At 70.0% G+C, this 17101-nt stretch carries 12 protein-coding genes; 3 read left to right on the top strand and 9 right to left on the bottom strand.

Features of this window, described 5'->3' with window-relative positions:
- Positions 1-59 precede the first annotated feature (59 nt).
- From ACZ4SF_RS13560 to ACZ4SF_RS13530, 7 genes are all read right to left on the bottom strand, one after another.
- Positions 60-2882: a SpoIIE family protein phosphatase gene (locus tag ACZ4SF_RS13560; protein ID WP_468382720.1), complete on the bottom strand. Its 2823-nt coding sequence runs from the start codon at positions 2880-2882 to the stop codon at positions 60-62.
- Positions 2883-3002: 120 nt separating this feature from the next.
- Positions 3003-3971: a cyclase family protein gene (locus tag ACZ4SF_RS13555; RefSeq protein ID WP_468382717.1), complete on the bottom strand. Its 969-nt coding sequence runs from the start codon at positions 3969-3971 to the stop codon at positions 3003-3005.
- Positions 3972-4378: 407 nt separating this feature from the next.
- Entirely contained in the window at positions 4379-5746 is a 1368-nt protein-coding gene (gene dacB, locus ACZ4SF_RS13550) for a D-alanyl-D-alanine carboxypeptidase/D-alanyl-D-alanine endopeptidase (protein ID WP_468382714.1), read from the bottom strand.
- Between the two features lie 236 nt (positions 5747-5982).
- On the bottom strand, positions 5983-6705 hold the full coding sequence (locus ACZ4SF_RS13545; RefSeq protein ID WP_468382711.1) for a L,D-transpeptidase: 723 nt from the start codon (positions 6703-6705) through the stop codon (positions 5983-5985).
- Positions 6698-7204, bottom strand: coding sequence for a SigE family RNA polymerase sigma factor (locus tag ACZ4SF_RS13540; protein ID WP_468382708.1), 507 nt, complete (start codon positions 7202-7204; stop codon positions 6698-6700). Before ACZ4SF_RS13540 ends, ACZ4SF_RS13545 begins: the two co-directional genes overlap by 8 nt.
- A gap of 778 nt (positions 7205-7982) precedes the next feature.
- Positions 7983-9599 (bottom strand): sodium/solute symporter, encoded by a 1617-nt coding sequence (locus tag ACZ4SF_RS13535; RefSeq protein ID WP_468382705.1) that lies wholly within the window; start codon positions 9597-9599, stop codon positions 7983-7985.
- A complete protein-coding gene (locus ACZ4SF_RS13530) occupies positions 9596-10141 on the bottom strand; it encodes a DUF485 domain-containing protein (RefSeq protein WP_468382702.1) in 546 nt (181 codons plus the stop codon). The genes ACZ4SF_RS13535 and ACZ4SF_RS13530 overlap by 4 nt, the downstream gene beginning before the upstream one ends.
- 271 nt (positions 10142-10412) lie before the next feature.
- Between ACZ4SF_RS13530 and ACZ4SF_RS13525 the strand changes: the two genes are divergently transcribed.
- Together ACZ4SF_RS13525 and ACZ4SF_RS13520 are read left to right on the top strand one after the other, a co-directional pair.
- Positions 10413-11420, top strand: coding sequence for an NADP-dependent oxidoreductase (locus ACZ4SF_RS13525; protein ID WP_468382700.1), 1008 nt, complete (start codon positions 10413-10415; stop codon positions 11418-11420).
- Positions 11417-12223, top strand: coding sequence for an SDR family oxidoreductase (locus ACZ4SF_RS13520; protein WP_468382697.1), 807 nt, complete (start codon positions 11417-11419; stop codon positions 12221-12223). The genes ACZ4SF_RS13525 and ACZ4SF_RS13520 overlap by 4 nt, the downstream gene beginning before the upstream one ends.
- Before the next feature lie 154 nt (positions 12224-12377).
- Here the strand turns inward: ACZ4SF_RS13520 and ACZ4SF_RS13515 are convergent, their stop codons facing one another.
- Together ACZ4SF_RS13515 and ACZ4SF_RS13510 are read right to left on the bottom strand one after the other, a co-directional pair.
- On the bottom strand, positions 12378-14831 hold the full coding sequence (locus ACZ4SF_RS13515) for a SpoIIE family protein phosphatase (protein ID WP_468382694.1): 2454 nt from the start codon (positions 14829-14831) through the stop codon (positions 12378-12380).
- Positions 14832-14903: 72 nt separating this feature from the next.
- Positions 14904-15356 carry an ATP-binding protein gene (locus tag ACZ4SF_RS13510; RefSeq protein WP_468382691.1) on the bottom strand — a complete coding sequence of 151 codons (453 nt, stop codon included), beginning with the start codon at positions 15354-15356 and terminating at the stop codon, positions 14904-14906.
- Positions 15357-16521: 1165 nt separating this feature from the next.
- Between ACZ4SF_RS13510 and ACZ4SF_RS13505 the strand changes: the two genes are divergently transcribed.
- Positions 16522-17082, top strand: a complete 561-nt coding sequence (locus ACZ4SF_RS13505; protein ID WP_468382688.1) for a hypothetical protein — start codon at positions 16522-16524, stop codon at positions 17080-17082.
- Positions 17083-17101 lie beyond the last annotated feature (19 nt).

Below are 17101 nucleotides of genomic sequence, written 5' to 3'. Positions count from 1 at the left end.
CGGGACATCTTGGCTATTCATGCCACTGTGCCGCCAACGGTTCAGCGGTGCCGCCGGCCTCAGATGCCGTCGAGGCCGCATTCGGCCCAGATGACCTTGCCCCGAGGCAGATAGCGCGTGCCCCAGCTGCGTGCCAGCTGAGCGACGAGGAACAGGCCGCGGCCGCCCTCGTCGGTGCTGGCCGCCCGGCGCAGGTGCGGGGCGGTGTTGCTGGAGTCGGAGACCTCGCAGATCAGGGTGCGGTCGTGGAGCAGCCGTACGTGGACGGGTCCGGAAGCGTGCCGGATGGCGTTGGTGACCAGCTCGCTGAGTATCAGCTCCGCGGCGAACGCGGCTTCGTCGAGTCCCCAGTCGGCCAGCCGGCGTATGGCGCTGGCGCGCACTTCGCCGACGAGGGCCGGGTCGGGCTGGAGGTCCCAGGCGGCGATCCGGTCGGGGTCCAGGGCGTGGGTGCGGGCGACGAGCAGGGCGATGTCGTCGCAGGGGTGGGTGGGCGCCACGCTGTTCAGGACCACCTGACAGGTCTCGTCGGGCATGCGCTCCGGGTGGGGCAGGACCTCGCGCAACTGGTCGAGGACCGCGTCGACGTCGCGGTACCGGTCCTCGATCAGTCCGTCGGTGTAGAGGACCAGCTGGCTGCCCTCGGGGAGGTCGGTCTCGACTGCTTCGAAGGGCAGGCCTCCCAGACCGAGCGGAGGCCCGGCGGGCAGCTCCGGGAAGGACACCGTGCCGTCGGGGCGGACCAGCGCGGGGGGAGGGTGCCCGGCGCGGGCCATGGTGCACTGCTGGGTGGTCGGGTCGTAGATGGCGTACAGGCAGGTCGCGCCGATGATGTCCGCTGCGCCGTCGACGAAGTCCTCCCGGTCCAGCCGTCCCACCAGGTTGTCGAGGTGGGTGAGGACTTCGTCCGGCGGGAAGTCGAGTTCGGCGAAGCTGCGTGCGGCGGTGCGCAGCCGGCCCATGGTGGCGGCGGAGAGCATGCCGTGGCCGACGACGTCCCCGACCATCAGGCCGATACGCATGCCGGAGAGAGGGATGACGTCGTACCAGTCGCCGCCCACGTCCGACTCGGCGGGCAGGTAGCGATGGGCGACCTCGACGGCGTCCTGGTCGGGCAGCCCGTGCGGGAGCAGGCTGCGCTGCAGGGCCAGGACCATGGAGCGCTCTCGCGTGTAGCGCCGGGCGTTGTCGATGGACAGGGCGGCCCGGGCGGCCAGTTCCTGAGCCAGGGAACGGTCGTCGTCACCGAAGGGGGCGGAGTCCCGCCCCCGGTAGAAGGCGGCGACGCCCAGGACGACACCGCGGGCCACCAGAGGGACCGCGATGAGCGAGTGAACGTGGGTCAGCAGTTCCTCGGTGTGCTCGGGATCGTGGGCGAGCCAGCCCGCGGCGACCTTGAGGTCCGGTTCCAGCACCGCCTCTCCACTGGTCAGACAGCGCAGGTGCGGTGCCGTCGGGCCGTAGCCGACCCGCTTGCCGACCGGAACGAAGGGGCAGTCGTCGCGGATGCCGTGGACCACCGTACGGTGCAGGTCGCCGTGCGGGTCGGCGGACTCCTCTCCGCGCAGCACGGCCTCGGGCAGGTCGATCGTGACGTAGTCGGCGACTCGCGGTACCGCCGTCTGCGCCAGCTCCTGGGCGGTGCGGCGCACGTCCAGGGTGGTGCCTATCCGCGTACTGGCCTCGGACACCAGCTCCAGACGGCGTCGTGCGGCGAGGGCGTGCCGCGCCACCTCCGGCTCCCCCACCAGCAGCAGCCCCCTCGACGGGAGCGCGGAGGCTGGATGATCGTCCTCCGCTCCGGCGAACCCGACACCCTCGCCGCCCCCGGCGACCTGGCCGGGTGCGGTGACGGCAACCGCCGCCGCCGGCACCACGGCACGGGAGACGGCAGGTTCGGCAGGGAGGAACGGCAACTCGTCGACCTGCCGCGGGGCGACGAGGAGACGTCGCGGTGCGGGGCCGGGCAGAACTGCCTCGATGGCGAGGCCCTGGACCCCGGTGGCACTCGTCATCGGACGGCTCAGCAGCGTGACGCACCGGCCGTCGGAGAGAGGGACGCGGAGGGCGGCCCGCTGCGCGCCGGAGATCAGCTCGGTGGCTCTCTCCATGAGGACCGCACGGTCACGGGGGCGCAGTCCGAGAGCCAGCTCGTCCAGTCCGACGGTGTGGTGCCGGTCGACGGCGGCTTCGGCTTCGGTGTCCAGGTACGCCTGCAGCAGGGCGCGCTCGCGTGCGGAACTGTGCCTGAGCAGCCTCTGCTCGATGGCTCGCGCCGCCTTGCGTATCACGGTGGCCAGCGCGGGGTGGTCGAAGCTGCGCGGATAGCCGAAGCACAGGACGCCCTCGATACGGCCGCTGAGCGGGTCGCGGACCGGTAGTGCGCGGCAGGCGCTTCCCTGGGCCCGCTCGGCGAAGTGCTCGGCACCGTAGACCCGGATGAGATGCCGCTCCGCCAGCGCGAGACCGATGCCGTTCGTCCCCGCGAACTGCTCGGCGAACACGAATCCCGGCACGCGCTGGATCGCCGGGAGGCCGCTGGCCAGGGACGCCTCTCCGAAACGGCGCAGGAGGACCGTTCCACTCGCATCGGCGACACTGATGTTCATCTCACTGCCGGCGAACCTGTCCTGCAGCCGGTCGAGCACAGGTATGGCCGCGCGGATGATCCGTGCTTCCGTATCGAAATCCTCCCGGAAGGGGAGGTCGGCCCCGTCCGGCGAGAGCCCCAGGGACCGGCAGCGCTGCCACGAACCGGAGATGGGCGGTCGCACTCCCGCCTCGACCGGCCCGCCCTGCAGAAAACGCTCACGCGAACGGACGGGTTCCGTGCCGTCCGTCGCACGCCCCGCCGGCGTCGATGCCGCGCCGAACCGAACCACGCCACGCCTCACTCGCGAGAGTCCGCCGCTCGAAAACATTCCGATACAGATGAGAATACGTACATAAGGGGCATCGGTCTCGGTCGAATGCTTCTCATGCGCATGACCGGCCGGGCGCTGTCACAGGACCGCCACCGGGTTGACGGGCGATCCCGTCCCGCCCGGTACGTTCAGCGGCGCCACGACCAGCAGGAACTCATACCGACCGGCCTCCGCGGCTGCGGCGGAGAGAGCCTCCAGATCGAGGTTGTCCAGGAGCGGGACCCCCATCGCGGCCACGGCCAGGGCATGGACCGGCGAGTGCACGCCCGCCACGGGCGAGGGCCGCACATCACTGTCGCCGTCACCGCCGAGCAGCGCAATGCCACGCTCGGCCAGCAGCGGTACGGCGTCCACGTGGAAGCCCGCGCTCGCCGTGTCGGGGTCCCAGGCGCCCAGCTGTGTGCGGCGGCGCACGTGCCCGGACCGCAGGAGCACCGCGTCACCCTCGCCGACCGTCACATCGAGCACCCTCTCCGCGGCGGTGATGTCCTCCGCATGCACCGCTCGTCCCGGCTCCAGCCAGGGGATCCCGAGGACGGCGGGAAGGTCGAGGAGCACACCTCTGGTGACGAGGGGCCCGAGTGCCGACACCGCTCCGAAACGGGCGCCTGCGGAGCCGACGACGTCGCCGGCCGTCCGGCCGTCGTAGAGCTGTCCTTGGTAGGCGATGTGGCACAGGGCGTCGAGGTGCGTGACGCCCTTGCCGTGGTAGTCGGCGGCGAGGAAGTCCTTGTGGGTGGAGGGTTCCGGGCCCTCCACGTCACCGAGATCCGTCATGTGGTGCAGCGCGGGCCTGCGGTTGTCAGGGCCGGGCCGGGTGTTCCAGGGCAGCGCCAATGGAACGACCACCCCGGACCGCACCGTGGCCGTGGCCCGCCGCACATGGTCCGCGGTCACACGGTTCCAGGCACCGCGGTCGGCCGGGCTCCAGCGCCCCCAGGTGCGGACCGCCTCGAAGAGCGCGTCGAACCCCCGGCGGGAGACGGCGGGCCCGTTGCCGGCAGCGGCTGAACCGGGATCGGGGACACCGGCGGACTTCGAAGTCATCTGTACTCACCGTTCTCCGGGCGACTGCGCAGGAGCGGGGCGCTCGTGATCAGCTCCAGCTTCGCACCGCAGCTCTCCGCTGCCGAGTCGGCCGTGGGCCGGGACATCACCTGTCGCCTCCTCCCGGCCACCCGGATCCCGAGCACACCTCGCCCTGGAGCGACTCGCACCGTCCGCTCCTGCGCCCGGCTGTCTGCGCTCGGTGTCGTGCCCGGTCGGCAACAACCGCACCCATGACGACGGCGACGACGTGGACGGTGATGCCGGCCGCGAATCCGCCCGGCATCCGGCCGGGAAGGCCGTACCGTTGCGCCGCCGCGGTTCGCAAACGGTCACCGGCGGGCTTGGTTCACGTCGATCCGGCGACGGATGAACACCCGGGCCCACCGGTGCCGAGACCGAATGCCTTACGTGTAACAGCCGTTGACGGTCGCGGCGAGGCCGTCCATGGCGTCCTTGACGGCGTTCGGGTCGGCCGTGGCGCCGTTCTCGACGAAGGAGAACACCTTCCACTTGCCGTCCTTGCCCTGAGTCAGACCGCTCAGCGCGATGGCGCCGGTGAGGGTGCCGGTCTTCGCGTGCACCTTGCCCACCGCGCACTTGGAGTGGACGTCGTCGAACCGGCCGTACTCCGGGCCGAGCGTGCTGCCGGCCTCGCCGGAGACGGGCAGACCGTCGCGGACGGAACCGAGGGTGGGCGCGTAGCGGGGCTGCGTCAGCAGTTCGAGGATCTGCGCGAGGGTGGCGGCCGGAATGCGGTCGGCCCGGGACAGACCGCTGCCGTCGTACAGTTCGACGTGTTCGAGCGAGACGCCGTACACCCGCCGCAGCACCTGACGCACGACCTCGGTGCCGCCCTCGAAGGTGGCCGGGCGGCCGGCGCCGAGGGCGGTCATCCGCAACAGGGTCTCGGCGATGTCGTTGTCGCTGCGCTTGAGCATCGTGCGGACGATGTCCGACAACGGCGCCGACGTGTGCTGGGCCACCGGAACGTCCGTCGGGCGTGCGGTGGCACGGGTGACGTCACCGGTGACAGTGACGCCGCCCGCGGCAAGTTGCTCGGCGAAGACCTGACCGGCGTTGATGGAGGTGTCCTGGACGCCGTGCCCGTCGACGACCAACGCACGGACCGGCGCGACGGTGTCGGGGTAGTAGCCGTCGTTCCAGCCCTTGGCCAGGGTCGGCTCCGGGAACAGGCTGTCATCGACGGTGACCTTCACGGTGGTCCGGCCCGCTGCCTTGAGCCCGGCGATCGCGGTCTTCGCCAACTGCGCGAGGTCGGAGGTGGTCAGGGTGCGGTCGCCGCCCCCGACGAGGGTCAGGGTGCCATGGCCGTAGACGACCCTCGTGGTGAACCGGTGCTGCGGGCCGAGCACGGTCAGGGCAGCGGTCGATGTGGCGAGCTTGACGTTGGACGCCGGCATCAGCGCGGTGGAGGCGTTGTGACCCCAGACGGTGGTGTTCGAGCCCGCGTCGAGGACCACGCCGCTCACGTTCGAGCCCAGCCGCTGATCGAGTACCCGGGTCTCCAGCCTCTTGGCCACCTGCTGGTCGTCGCTCTTCAGGCCGTGGGTCCCGGCCGTCGTGCCGACACCCTTCTGGGCGGCGAAGGCGGACGGACCGGCCAGGGCGGCGGACGCCACGGGCACGGCCACGGCGAGGACAAGGGTCCGGCGCAGGCCGGTTCCCGTGTCGTTCTGTCTGGGCTTGCGGTGCCGGCGCCGGCCACCCGGGAGGAACGTGTTCTCGGGTGTCTCGGCAGCTTTTTCGGTCATCGGAGTGCGCAGCCTTCAGGAGTGGGGACTTGGACAGAAGCAATGCAAACGGGCTGCGTCAGCCATCACGCACCTACCGACTCGGAGATCATCACGTCTGCCTGTACGGGCAACCGACCTGGACCTTCGGCCGGTCGTCGGCTGGGCAAAGGGCGGATGTGACGGTTGAGCGGACAGCCGGGCAGGGACAGGAAAGGGGATGAACCGACGCTTGACACAGGGAACTTGCTCGGCTTTCACCGGTCGCCGGTGACGGGCCGGCGGTCGTAGCACACGGAGTCCGGGTCCGCGCTCGCTCCCTGCCGGCCCTTGATCTCCACGCGCGCACCGGGCTTGATGGCGTCGTAGACCCACTTCCCGTCGCGGGGTGAGAGGGCGATGGAGCCGGGGCCCGCGTCATGGCCGATGCTGTTGAGACCGGCGGCGGGGTCCAGCGCGTTCATCAGCAGCCGCTGGTGGTGACTGCGGTCGGTGAAGGTGACGGCCCACTGCCTGACGTCCACGGACTTGCTCATCGCGCTGTACTGGTTGGGGGGCATCGTCAGGGTGGGGTACTTCGCGGTGACCGTGACCGCCGTTTCGCCGATCGGGCAGTTGTCCTGCAGTCCGCTGATGGGGAACTTCCTGCCCTCCACGGTCAGTGTGTAGGCGTCCAGGTCGATCGTCAGCCGCTGGACGGACACCGGGGACGGGGTGGACGTGGGGGTGTGGGACACGGACGCCGCAGGTGGTACGGCCGCCTCGGTGGTGGAGCCGAGAGTGCCGGAGACGACGGCGGTGAGGGCCGCCGCTCCGAGCGCGGTGGTGGAGAGCAGAACGCGTCGGCCGCGGCTTCGACGTCGCGCCCGAGTCCTCGCCTGTGCCCCCGTGGCCGGTGCCGCGGACCGCGCGGCCAGGCCATGGAGACGGGCCGACAGCTCCGCCTCGGACAGGGGATGCGGGGGCGGCTGGTCAGACACAGGCTTCCTCCGTGGAGTGGTTTTCCTCGCTCACCAGGTGAGCGGCGAGTGCCGTACGGCCGCGTGACAGGCGTGCCTTGACGGTGCCGACGGCCGCCCCGGTCTCGGTGGCTATCTGCTCCAGGCTCAGATCACACAGGTGATGCAGCACGATCGCGATCCGCTGGGCCTCCGGCAGTCGCCGCAAGGCGGAGACCAACGCCACGTGGTCCGGGCTCGGTTCGGGCACCGGCCGCGGCGCGGACGCACCTCGGACCAGCTCCCACCAGTGGCGCGCCCGTCGCCAGCGGCTCATCGCCAAACGGTGTGCCACCGTGCGTATCCACGCCTCGGGATCCCGGTCGCCGGTCAGGACGGACGAGCGCCGCTCCCAGGCGCGTGCGAACGCCTCCTGAACCACGTCCTGGGCCTCGGCGTAGTCGCCCGTCAGGGCGTAGAGCTGGCCGACCAGACGTGGGCAGGCAGCCGTGTAGAAGAGGTCGAACTCGTCCTCGGTCACCTTGTCGTGCTCTTCGCCCTCGCGGCCGCCGTGGCGGAGGCCCGTGCACGCGGTGTGCCAACGGCCACCCTGACGCCGGTCCCCGCGTCCGCCGAACGACCGAGGGCCGGGGCCAAGGCCGCACAGGCCACGCCAACAGCGCCGTAACGGCCGGCGGTCCAACCGGCCGAAGAATCCACATCCATGTCATCCCCGAGTGAGGTGCAGCATCGCCTCATATACGCACGGCCCCGCAGGCAGGTTGCATCGCGGCACAAGCCTTTTTTGCCGGACAGTCGGACGCGGAGACGCACAACGTCCTCGCGCACGCCCTGTCCCTCGAGGAGGGGACCCGATGCCCCATCGGATCCCCTCCCAGCCGGTACAGGTACCGGGGTCGGAAGGAGGTGTCCCGTGATCGGCACGGTCGACGCGCCGAGGCCGTTGGGGTCCGGTGACTGTGCGGGGCTTCCGGACCGGCCGCGGTGACCGGGCCCGGCCCCGAACCGAGAGACCGTCCCGGTCCCCCTTCGGGCGGCGAACCGGGACTTCCCTCGTGTGCGGGCCTTCGTTGCACGGGAGACCTGCGTGATTCGGTGGACGTCTCGAACGGACTCGGCTGATGTGCCGGTTGGTCAGGAGACGTCGGCCCGGATGGGGTCGCCGAAGAGGGTTTCGGTGCAGGTGAGGCAAATGAGTTGGCGCTCCGGGCTCAGTTCACCGATGTCACCCCCGGGACCCTGGGCGGACCACGGCCGCGGCGCCATGGCCGCTCGCGTAGCCCGCCCAGTTGCCGTGTTCATTCGGCCGCGGCGAGCAGCCGTGCCTCGCTCTCTTCGTACAGCCGCCGGTTCTCGCGGCTCTCGGCGGCGCGGCGCCGGTGGTCCAGACGGCTGCCCAGCCAACCCGCGAGATAGCCGAACGGGATGGAGACCATGCCGGTGGACTGCATGGGGAACCAGTCGAAGTCCGCGTCCGGGAAAACGGCGGACGGCGTGCCCGAGACCGCCTTGGAGAAGACCATCAGCACCAGCGCGCAGGCCGTGCCCCCGTAGAGGCTGGCGAGCAGGCCGGTGCGCGTGAATCCTCGCCAGAAGAGGGAGTAGGTCAACGCGGGGGCGACGGCCGATGCCCCGATGCAGATCGCCAGCGTGGTCAGGACGCCGACGTCCCAGTTCTGCACCAGGGCCGAGAGCAGGATGGCGACGCTCCCTACGGCCACGCTCGTCCACGCCGCCACCGTCATCTCCGTACGCGCCGCCGCCCGTTCCCGCCGCAGCGCGTGGGCGAACAGGTCGTGGGCGAGCGAGGAGGCCGCGGCCAGGGTCATCCCGGCGACCGAGGACAGCAGGGTGATGAACACCGTGCCCGCCATGGCTGCGTAGAGAACCGTCGTGCCCACGGAGCTCGCATCGCCGCTGAGCGCCCGGGACAGCATGAGCACCGACGTTCTGCCGTGCGGGTCGGCCGCGGTGATGTACTGCGACCCCACCAGGGCCGCCGCGCCCGTACCCATGATGATCACTGTCAGGCAGAAGGTGGTGACCGTACCGACCGCCCACGACATGGAGCGGCGCACGGCGGGCACGTCCCGCGCGGAGTACAGGCGCATCGTGATGTGCGGCAGGCAGGCCGCGCCGAGGATCACGGTGATCTGAAGACTGGCGAAGTCCAGGCGTTGAGCCGCCGAGGTGCCCAGCTGGAGGCCCTGCTGGAGGAAGGCCGGGCCCGTTCCGCTACCGCGCTCGGCGGCCCGGAGCATCTCGCCGGGGCTCCAGTCGAAGCGGTTGAGTACCAGGGCGGCGACGGTGATGCTGGTCCCGAGCAGGAGCACGATCTTGATCATCTGGACGAGTGCGGTGCCCCGCATGCCGCCGATCGCCGCATAGATGATCATCAGGCTGCCGACGAGGACGATGCATGCCGTCTTGGCGCCGGCTTCGTGCGACATGCCCAGGATGAAGGTGAGCAGCGACCCGGCCCCCGAGAGCTGGACGACCAGGAAGGGGAGGGTTGCCGAGAGCGTCACCACGCAGGAGGCGATGCGGACGGCCCGTCCTGGCATGTTACGGGCCAGGACGTCGCCCATGGTGAAGCTGCCGGCGTTGCGCAGAGGCTCGGCCAGCAGGAACATCAGCAGCACCAGCGACAGGGCGGTGCTGACCGCGAGGACGTAACCGTCGTATCCGGCCAGCGCGATGATGCCGGTGGTGCTCAGCACCGTGGCCGCGGAGATGTAGTCGCCCGCGATCGCCAGGCCGTTCTTGAGGGGCGTGAGCGAGCGGTAGCCGGTGTAGAAGTTCGTCAGGTCGTCGCGGTCCGGCCCCGCCATCACACACATCAGGAGCGTGAGGGTCACCAGGGTGCTGAAAAGGACCAGGACGACCGCGTGCGTCCCTGAGCCGTAGTCGTTCATCCCGCCACCCCGACGTCCCGGCCCTGCCCGGCCCTTCTCTCCCTGACGGCCCGCGCCAGCGGGTCCACGGAGCGCTGTGCGCTGCGTCCGTACCAGAAGACGGCCGCGAAGGTGACGAGGAGCTGGAGGATCCCCAGCCCCATTCCCAGGCTCAGCTCACCGGCGATCTCGGAGCCCATCAGGTCCGGCGCACAGCAGGACAGCACCACGTACACCACGAAGGAGCCGAGTGCGGTGAGCGTGGAGACCCGGCGGAGCACCCGGTAGGCCGAGCGGAGGTCGGCGAGATCGGCGCCGTGCGCAGTGGGCTCGTGCGCGTGCGGTGGGCGCTGCGGGGCCTGCCGGAAGGAGTCGTACGAAGGGGTGTCGGATCTGGAGGAGCCGTACGAGGTGTCCTGCGGGACGTCGTGGCCGTACGACTCCTGCCATGGATCCCGTCCGTACGACTCGCGGCGAGGGCCGTTGCCGTGGGGCTCGGTCCGCGGCTGCGTCCATCCCGGTGATGTCGGCGGCGGGTACCGGTTGTCGTAAGGGTGTGTCATCGCATGGCCTTCCGGTGCGGCTCGGATCCGTGGGAGGTGGCGGTGAGGCATCGGTGCGACGGCGCACGATACCGACTGGTTGGAATGCGTGATAAGCCTGCCGAGAGTCACGTTTTCGGCTCGATGCGGCATCCGGTCGACGGCGATCCGCCGATGGCCGACGCCCGGACCCTAGGTCCCCGGACGCATGCATGATCTGTGGGGAATATCACGCCCACCGACGTACCTACTGGTCGGTATGGTCTGGGGGAGCCGAACGACAGGAGACATGATGTCCACGACCAACCGCCAGATCCGTCTGGCAGCCCGCCCCGTGGGCGACGTGAAACCCGGGGACTGGGAGCACCGTTCCGCAGCGCTCGAGGAACCGGGTCCGGGCCGGTTCGCGGGCCGGACGCGCGCCATCTCGCTGGACCCGGCCATGCGGGGCTGGCTGGACGACCGTCCCTCCTACCTGCCGCCCGTGGGCATCGGAGAGGTGATGCGCGCCGGATCGGTCGTCGAGGTCACCGCATCGAACCACCCCGACTTCCAGCCCGGCGACCACGTGGTCGGCACATTCGGAGTCCAGGAGTACGTGGTCTCCGACGGCCGGGGCGCCATGAAGATCGACACCTCTCTCGCTCCGCCGTCCACGTATCTGGGAGCGCTGGGCATGCCCGGCATGACCGCCTACTTCGGCCTGTTGGACGTCGGGGCGCTGCGGGACGGCGAGACCGTCGTGGTGTCCGGAGCGGCCGGCGCGGTCGGCACCATCGCGGGGCAGATCGCGAAGGCCAAAGGCTGCCGCGTCGTGGGCATCGCCGGAGGGCCGGAGAAGTGCGCCCTGCTCACCGGTGAACTGGGATTCGACGCGGCGATCGACTACCGGGCCGAAGACGTCAAGAAGGCGCTGCGTGAGCATGCCCCTGACGGCATCGACGTCTACTTCGACAACGTCGGAGGGGACATTCTCGACACCGCCCTGACCCGGCTGGCGATGCACGCGCGCGTCGTGATCTGCGGCGCGATCAGCCAGTACAACAACACCACGCCGGTCAAGGGCCCCTCCAACTACCTCTCGCTGCTCGTGCGCCGCGCCCGTATGGAGGGCTTCGTCGTCTTCGACTACGCCAAGCGCTACGCGGAGGCCGCGCAGGATATCTCCGCCTGGATCGGCGCCGGCCGCATCAAGGTCAAGGAACATGTGGTGAGGGGCACCGTCGACGACTTCCCCGAGACCCTGCAGATGCTCTTCCGCGGCGAGAACGTCGGCAAGCTCGTGCTGGAGCTGGCATGACCGCCGGTGAGAGCGGGACCGCGGCGCCGCAGGAAGAGCACAGGGACACCGTCTCGCTCCAGGGGAAGGTGGCGATCGTCACCGGCGCCGCCAGCGGACTGGGCCGGGCCTCGGCGCTGGCGCTGGCGAGGGCGGGCGCGCGCGTGGTCGTCGCCGATCTCGACGCACAGGGCGGCCGAGAGGTGGCCGACATGATCGACGGTCACTTCCGCGCCTGTGACGTCTCCGACCTCGACGCCAACCGGGGCCTGGTGGAGTTCACCCAGGAACGGTACGGCGGTGTGGACATCGCCCTGCTCAACGCGGGGGTGGCGACCGGATGCGGCGTCGGCGAGGACTTCGACCCGGCGCGCTACCGCCGGGCGATGGGCGCGAACCTCGACGGCGTGGTCTTCGGCACCCACGCGGTACTGCCCGCGCTGCGGGCTCGCGGCGGCGGATCGATCGTGGCGACCGCTTCCCTGGCAGGCCTGGCGGCAGTGCCGCTCGACCCGCTGTACGCGGCCAACAAGCACGCGGTGGTGGGACTCGCACGTTCCCTGGGGCCGGCTCTCGCGCCGGAGAACGTGCGCTTCAACGCGGTCTGTCCCGGGTTCGCCGAGTCGCGGATCATCGACCACCTGCGCGGCATGCTCTCCGAGCAGGGACTGCCGGTCATCCCGGCCGAGGCCGTCGCGGACACCGTGCTGCGGATCGTCACCGGCGATGGCAGCGGGGAGTGCTGGTTCGTCCAGGCCGGCCGCGAACCGGAGCCGTTCCGCTTCCGCAACGTCCCCGGCCCGGCCAAGCCCGTCGGCGTCTGAGAGGTTTCCGGGGGCGGGTCTGCGAACGACCCGACCCGCCCTCACCCTCGCAGGCAACCGAGGGCGGCAGCGCGGCGATGGATCGACCCGTGCCCACTCGGCGGCGGTCAAGGGCACACCTGGACCACCGACCGGCTCGTCCGAACCAAACTGCCTAATCGTGTTCGACGAGGAGCAGGGCGATGTCGTCGGCACGGTGGGACGAGTCGCTGGCGTGGTTCAGCAGCCGGTCGGCGAGTTCGTCCAGCGAACCCGCGCGGGGGTGGGCCAGTGATGCTCGCAGGTGGTCGATACCGATACCGATGTCGGTTCCGGGTCTTTCCACCAGGCCGTCGGTGTAGAGGGCGAGGACGGATCCCGGTGGCACGGCGATACGGGTCTGGGTGTACGTGCTCGCGTGGTCGACACCGAGGAGTGTTCCGACCTCCAAGTCCAGCACGTCCGTCGTGCCGTCGGGGAGACGGAGCAGAGGTGGGGGATGGCCGGCGGTCACCACGTCGGCCTGTCCGCCGCGGGCTTCGACATGGATGCAGCAGCAACTGGCCAGCAGATTGCAGTCCAGGTCGATCAGAGTGCGGTTCACGCCGGCCATCACGTCGCCGGGTTCATGGCCGACCGCCGTGAAGGCGCGCACCGCACTGCGCAACTGGGCCATGGTGGCTGCCGCGGCAATGCTGTGCCCCTCCACGTCACCGATGACGAGATGGGCACCGTCGTCGGTGGGGATGACGTCGTACCAGTCGCCTCCGATGTCCATACCGCTGGTGGCGGGCAGATACCGTGCAACGCTCCGGATGCCCGGGATCCTCGGCAGACGGTGTGGCAGGAGCGCCTGTTGCAGACCGTGCGCGATGGCGAACTCCGAGTCGTACAGCCGCGCTCGCTCCAGCGCCTGGGCGATCAGTCCGGCCAGCGCGGTCAGCACACCCCGGTCCTTCTCGGTGAAGTGATGCCTCTTGTCGTAACCGAGGATGCAGGTGCCGATCGGGCGGCCGGAGGCGATCAGCGGCAAATACACCCAGGAGCTGACCTGTTGCGTCGGGATGCCCGGGTAGCCCCGGGCGAGGTCCTGCTGTGACTCGATGAAGAGCGGGGTGCCGGAGGTGAGGGTTTCCGTCCCGGGCAGGCGGGCATGCACGGGGGCGCCCTGCAGCCAGTCGAGGAATGTCTCGTGGTGGCCGGTGTGATGGAGCAGATGCATCTTCCCGTTGCGGACCCGGTAGATCGCAATTTGCTGGCCGGCAAACGCGGGCAGGAGCTGGTCGGAGACGATGTCGCAGACCTGGCGTGTGGTGACCGCCTCGGTCAGCGCGCTGCTGAGCTGCAGGACGTGGTACATGACGCCCAGCCGTGCCGGTGCGGCGGCGGGTGGCGCCGCAGGCGGGGGCGCGGCGGCTGTGACGTCCGAGGACGGACGGGTGGTGGGGACGACTCGGCCGGTGACACCGTCAGGCCGTGGGTGGAGGGAGAGGGCGAGCCACTGGTCGGGCGGCCGGCTGACGAGGAAAGAGGACGACGTCTGGGAGATCATCGCGGATCGGTGCCGGTACTCGATGCCGGGGTCGGACAGCCAGGGCAGTACATCCCAGAGGCACCGGCCCAACAGCTCATCGGCGGAAACGTCCAGCAGATGCAGGGCGCCGCGGTTGGCGTAGGTGACTCGTCCGTCGGCGGCGAGGGAGAGCAGTCCGTCCGGCAGACGCTCAGCCGCTGCGACAGCCGCATCGGCTGTCTGGGCGTCCACGACGGCACCGACCAGATGCGTCGCCGCGCGCGCCCCGTCGGCCACCGGCGCGCGACCCCACAGTTCGACGGCGCGGTATTGCTCGCCGTCGTCGCCACGATCCCGTACACGCAGGCGCTGCGCCGTGATGCGGCCCTCGCCGGCTGCCTCGCGCATACAGGCCCGGAAGGCGACACGATCACCCGGGTGCAGGCACGACGCAAGCGTCTCGGCTCGTCCGTCGAAAGCACCGGAGTCAAGACCGAGGATTCCGAAGAGCGCGTCGTCCACGCGGAACGTACCGGAGCCGAGGTCCAGGTCGAACATGCCCACCCGCACGCCCCCTGCCGAGTATGCGGGAGTCTCGACCGGGGCTGTCCCCGGTTCGCATTCCACAGCGTTACCGGTACGGGCACGTAGTTCGACCAGGCAATCACCGAGCCGGCCGGCGATGACACGCAGATGGCGACGCTCTGCCTTGGACAGCCCCTCGCTCCCCGGTGGAGCCGGCCACACGACCGCCAAGGATCCGAACGACTCCCCGCTGGAGCGCACAGGTACCGAGCAGGATCCGAAGGCATACGGCAACGCCATCGCCAGCTGCGGATACCGTCGCATCGTCTCCTCGGCGTTCGCCAGATGGATCGTGCGCCCGGATCTGTACGCCACGGCGACCGGGATGGGACTGCTCGCCGCGACGAGATGCCAGCCACCCAGCTGAGAGGGCGGCACCCCGCAGGTCGCGGCGAGCACGATCGACCGGCGGTCGTGGGAGCGCAGGAAGATGCTCCCCGCATACGCCGTCGTCGTCTGGACGGCCCCCACGATGGTGGCCGCGAGCAGGTCCTCACGCTCCGTGCCCGCGCCTGCGGTCGGCCCGTACATACAAACAGTGTGCCGAGGTCAGAGCGCGGTGGCCCACTCGGCGTGGAAACCGGGGGCACGCGGACCGGCGGGTCAGGGGGTGGCCCCGTGCAGGCTGAGTTCGGCGACGACGTTCTTGCCGCGGTCCACCAGGACGGTGTGGAACCGGTCGCAGAGCCGTGTGATCAGGTGCAGGCCGTGTCCACCGATGCGGTGCGGATCGCGGGGCAGGGGCTCCGGTGGTGCGGGTGAGCTGTCCCGCACGGTGATCTGCAGCAGAGCGGCGGGATCCCGACTCAGCTCCAGCAGGAGTCCGCCGGGGCCGGGGGCGTGGCGCAGTGCGTTGGTGACCAGTTCGCTGACGACGATCTGGGCATCCTGGCTGGCCTGGCGGTGCGGCGGGTGTCCCGCCTGTGCGAGCAGGGTGCGTACTGCGCGCCGTGCGCCGGCGATGGATGGGCCGCGAGCGTCCCAGACGGCGCCGTAGCGCCAGGCTTCCGTCTGGTGCCGCTCATCCGTCGCCTGATTCCTAAGCGGGATGACCATGATCTTTTCCTGCGGTTGGCTGTGTCTTCGACTACCCGTTGTCTTGATCGGACTGCTTTCGCCTACCCGTTGTGTCCGTTCTTATGGAAAGACGGCTGTCACGGCGTGCCGGTGGGTTCCGAATTCGTGATCACGAACGATGCGGTCGAGGCGTCTGACGTGCACTTTCGTATCGGGTGCGGCAGGCGGGTGCATCAGCTGCGGGAGGTGGCCAGCGGTGAAGCGCGACCGCATCGCCGGCGGTGCGCTCAACCGGGTGTGTGGTGGTGTGCGGAGGCTTCTGCGACCTTCTTGAGCGCCGACGCGGTGGCAGGGTCACCCACTTTGGCGGGCTGTTCGTGTGCGCGGTGTTCGTGGTGGAAGTGTGCGGGCGCTAGTTTTCCGCCGGCACCGTAGGGTTGCGACACGGCATCGGAGGCCGACGGGGGGGCAGGGCCGGGGGCGGTCTCAGCGGGCCGCATGTCGGTGTGCGGTGCGTCGGCCTGTCCGTCATGGTGCCTGCCGCCTTGCGCTGTCTCCTGCGGCCCTCTTTGTTCAGGACGCGGCTGAGTGACCCAGGCGATGGCCGCACCCGTAAGAGCAACTGGCCATTCCACCACCCCTGCCACGCCGAGGACTCCGGCTCCGGCGTAGATCGCCATCCGGCGGTCACGCGGAGAAACGATTCCGATCCAGTCCAGTGCGCCATCGGCGACTTTGCTCACCTGCTCGGCCCCGGGCAAGCGGCGGAGCCCAGACCCGGCGGCCCGCAACAGCTGAGGAAGATCCGACGGACTCGACCTGATCTGCCTCATGTCGAACTCCCTTCTCGCGTCGAGGGGCTCAGCCCTCCGCTTCCAGTGTCACACCCCTCATAGGCCGTGTTCGGGGTGCAGGGGGCTCCAAGCGGCATGGCCCTCACGCTGTGGGTGTGGCCTGCATGTACATGACATCCTGTGCTCCGCAGCGACGATCTTGTCACTGTGCCTGCCGGCTGCCGTCACGTGATCGGGGCTCGGCAAGGTGGCACGCCACGCTGCCTTCCTGTACGCCGGGTACCGTCTCCGCCGAACGAACGCCACATGACCTGCCTTGCCGTCGAGAAGTGGACGCTGCATAGGGGTGAAAAAGGTGCGAATGGGAACTCGTGGGGCGCACATCACTACTCCCCGAGGAGCGTGTGGCCATGTCCACAGGAACGCTTCTGGCGATCATCATCCCGATCGTGGTGGTGGTCGCGCTGGCTGCCGTGGCGGTCTCGGCGATCATGCGGCGCCGTCGTCTCCGTGAGCGTTTCGGCCCGGAATATGAGCGGACGGTCCAGGACGCCGACAGCCGGATGGCTGCTGAGCGGGAGCTGAGGCAGCGCGAGAGGCGGCACGACTCGCTGGACATCAAACCGCTGCCGTCCGTCTCGCGGGACCGCTACTCGCGTGATTGGACCAGCGTTCAGCAGGAGTTCGTGGATCGGCCGGAGGACGCGGTGCACGACGCGGACCGGCTCGTGACTTCCCTGATGCACGAACGTGGTTACCCGACCGAGGGGTTCGAGCAGCAGATGAAGGACCTGTCGGTGGAGCATGGCCGCACCCTGGAGCACTACCGCGCCGCTCACGAGGTGGAGTCCCTCAGTACGCAGCATCAGGCGACCACCGAGCAGTTGCGGGGCGCCATGGTGCACTACCGCGCCCTGTTCGACGAGCTGCTTGCCGACGGTGGTGGCCGGGCCCAGCCCGCCCGGTCCTGACCCAACGACGATCCCGCGT

The sequence above is a fragment of the Streptomyces sp. NPDC027663 genome, assembly GCF_055566415.1.
The sequence above is the reverse complement of the archived record's forward strand: the minus strand, read 5'-3'. Positions and strand labels throughout refer to the sequence as shown.